1 protein-coding gene is annotated in these 3,152 nt (G+C 31.0%); it reads right to left on the bottom strand.

Annotation, left to right across the window (positions count from 1 at the left end; translation table 11 throughout):
- Positions 1-479: 479 nt before the first annotated feature.
- Positions 480-2,888: a TonB-dependent receptor gene (locus HN894_05990; GenBank protein MBT7142869.1), complete on the bottom strand. Its 2,409-nt coding sequence runs from the start codon at positions 2,886-2,888 to the stop codon at positions 480-482.
- Positions 2,889-3,152 lie beyond the last annotated feature (264 nt).

Genomic DNA, 3,152 nt, shown 5'->3' on the forward strand with positions numbered 1-3,152 from the left:
ATCTCTTTTATCCTCTGAAAAAGGTGTACATACACAACCAATTTGGGCGTGTATGAACACCTTTTTGTTTTTTTATATTTCAAAGTCATCTATCGGGTTTTTAAAATTTTTGAAATTATTTTCTGAAACATGTGTGTAAATTTCTGTTGTACTACTTGATTCATGTCCTAATATTTGTTGACTTTGCTATACATTAATTAAATGTTAATTATACAATTGCAAAAATAAAATAATTCTATTAGTCAGCAAACTATTTTTGTCTTTTTTCCTATAATCCCATCCCTGAGAGATTTCCTTCTGAGAATCAACTCAAATTTTCATTTGCTTGATGAACCGCTAAGTACGAGACCCGTACGCTTAGTGGTGTGAGAGGTGCACTGGTGGCTATTTTGCCATCAGCCGCCTACTCGATTACCAACTGGCCGTTTTTATTATTTGTCCTGATATATTTCAATTTACTGCAATATTTTATAATCAAACTACTTATCAAAATCATCCAAAAAGAAATTTTCCTTTTGCTTTTTCTGTTGTTGGTCTTTTCCATTAATGTTGTAGATAAAACTCAAAATAAAATATCGTGATTCGTTTTTCCTCCTGTTTATTTGGCTATACCTAAAATTATTATCATCTATGGCATCAAGGTCGAGTCCGAATTTGTAAGTATTGAAAACATCAGATATTTTGAAAATCAGTTGAGCTTTGTTTTTTAATATCTTTTTATTTAATGCTAAATCAAAGTAGTACCGTTCTTTATAGGTTCCCATTACCGAAGGTAATTTTGACCTGTAATAACCTGACAGTTGAAACCCAAAGTCTTTAGGTAGTTTAAAGTTGTTCGATATATTCAAAGTCCATCCTGTTTTGCTGTTGTTAACAAGGTTGTTTTCGTATTCGCCTGATAAATTAGTATAAAAGATATTGCTACTTGAATTAATACTCCACCATTTAAAAGGTTTGTATGTTAATGAAATCTCACCACCTATTAATTTTGCTTTGTCAAGGTTCATAAATGAAACAAACATGGCACTATCATTTGATGCTGATTTAATTCTTGAAATTGCATGGTCAATATTGCGATAATAGATAGAGCCTAAGCCTGAAAACTTATTGAAAACAAAACGGTTTCCAATTTCTATTGAATTCACATATTCGGGTTTTAAATCAGGGTTTCCTTTATGCATGTTTAATATATCTGCGTATTCATCTGAAAATGGATTCAGCATTTTTATAGTTGGTCGATTTATCCTGCGATTGTAGCCTGCAAAAATCGAAAAATGGTTATTTAATTTTCGAGATATATTTAATGAAGGAAAAAAATCAATGTATTCATCTGTACTAATATCGTTTTGACTGTTTGATGTAAGTTCGCTTCTTAAACCTGCTTGAAGCTCAATAAATTTTAATCTTGCCGAAAAACTAAAATATACTGCATGTATCATTTGTATGTAGTTGAATTTATTCGCCAATGCAGTGTTATTTAGCCATTCGCCTGAATTTGTATATATTTCAGAACTGAAATCATTCAGCAAATCCCTTACACTGAAATCATATCCTGTCTCAAAGTTTAATGAATCGTTAAATGGATGTAAGTAATCAAGTGAGAAATCAGTTTGTTTATTAATCTGTTTTGAATATGTGTTTTGTAATTCAGGATTTACATAAGGTAAATCAGGATAGAATTTATTATTCATTACTTGTAACTGGTCAAATAACGAATAATGAATTTTTGACGATAAAAACCGTCCCTTTTTAAAATTATATCTGTAGTTCAGGATTCCGTCAATTGTGTAGTTGTTCAAGTCAATACCAATTTCTTTCAACGATTCGTTTGTTTTCTGTCCTGATTTGGTCAAGGTTTCATAATCTATTGTTCTGTCAGCATTGTTGAATTTTTTCGAACCAATAAGAGAAATCCCGATTTTTTGATTTTTCCTAATCTTATAATCAAAATTGGTGTTCAGAAAAGCGTCATTTAAACTTTCGTCTTGCCTATCGTACTGATAATAATTGAAAGCGTTTGGGTTTTCATAGTTTTCACGTAAATGTTCTTTTGTTTGAAATTTGGTGTTGTGTTTAATCCCAGCATTAATAAAAAAAGCAGTTTTCTCTGTCGTTCCTGAATATCCGATATTTCCTCCAACATTTTCGGAATAACCTCCATTAATCATTAAAGTTGTTTTGTTTTTTCCTGGTTTTCCTGATTTTAAAACGATATTAATAATACCAGACATGCCTTCGGCTTCATATTTAGCAGATGGATTGTTAATCAATTCTACTTTTTCTATTTGGTCAGCCGGGATTTGGTCAAGAGATTTAACCAGTTCTGATTTTTCCCCATTTATCAAAATTATAACCTTATCGCTTCCTCTGTAATTAATATTTCCGTCAATATCAACGTCAACCGAGGGGAGTGTCTGCATCACATCGGTTGCAGTGCCACCGGAAACGGTTGTGTTTTTAGATACATTTACTGTTGTCTTTTCTAATTTTTTTTCAACAAGATTTTTTTCTGCTGTAATTGATATTTCTGATAAAGAAATACTTTTTTGAATGAGAAGAAAATCAAATTTCACTTTTTTCGATTGAATATTCAAAACTATTTTCCTTTCATGATAGCCCATGTAAGATGCAATTATAATGTATTCGCCTGTTTGAATGTCATTAATCAAATAATTGCCTTCTGCATTTGTCATAACCCCTTTAACAAAGCTGGAATCTTTTGTCGTTAACACTCGGATAGTAGCAAATGGAAGTCCTTCACCGCTTATGCTATCTTTTACAACACCATTTACTTCACATTTACCTAGTATTGGAGCACCATAAAATTTCAAGGACACAAAAACCATAATAAAAACCAAAAGGTTTATTTTTCTAAAACTTTTTCTCATAGTCCCTTTCTTCATCTTTTAATAGTTCATGTAATGCAGCAAAATTTCCGTTATGTTGTTTTTTCTTCGGCTTGTTGGTAACGAATAGCTGTATGAATCGGTTCATTTAATGATTTATACAGCATGTTGAACTAAACCTCACATTCGTGAGGTGGTTTTTGTGGAATTTGTAGTCTTAGTTTTTCAGTAATTATCAAATTTGTCATATTATTAATTTAAAATTTAATTATGACAAATGTAAAAAAAAATTTCTACAAGAAGCTA

It is taken from the genome of Bacteroidota bacterium, from assembly GCA_018692315.1.
In the GTDB taxonomy this organism is placed as follows: domain Bacteria; phylum Bacteroidota; class Bacteroidia; order Bacteroidales; family JABHKC01; genus JABHKC01.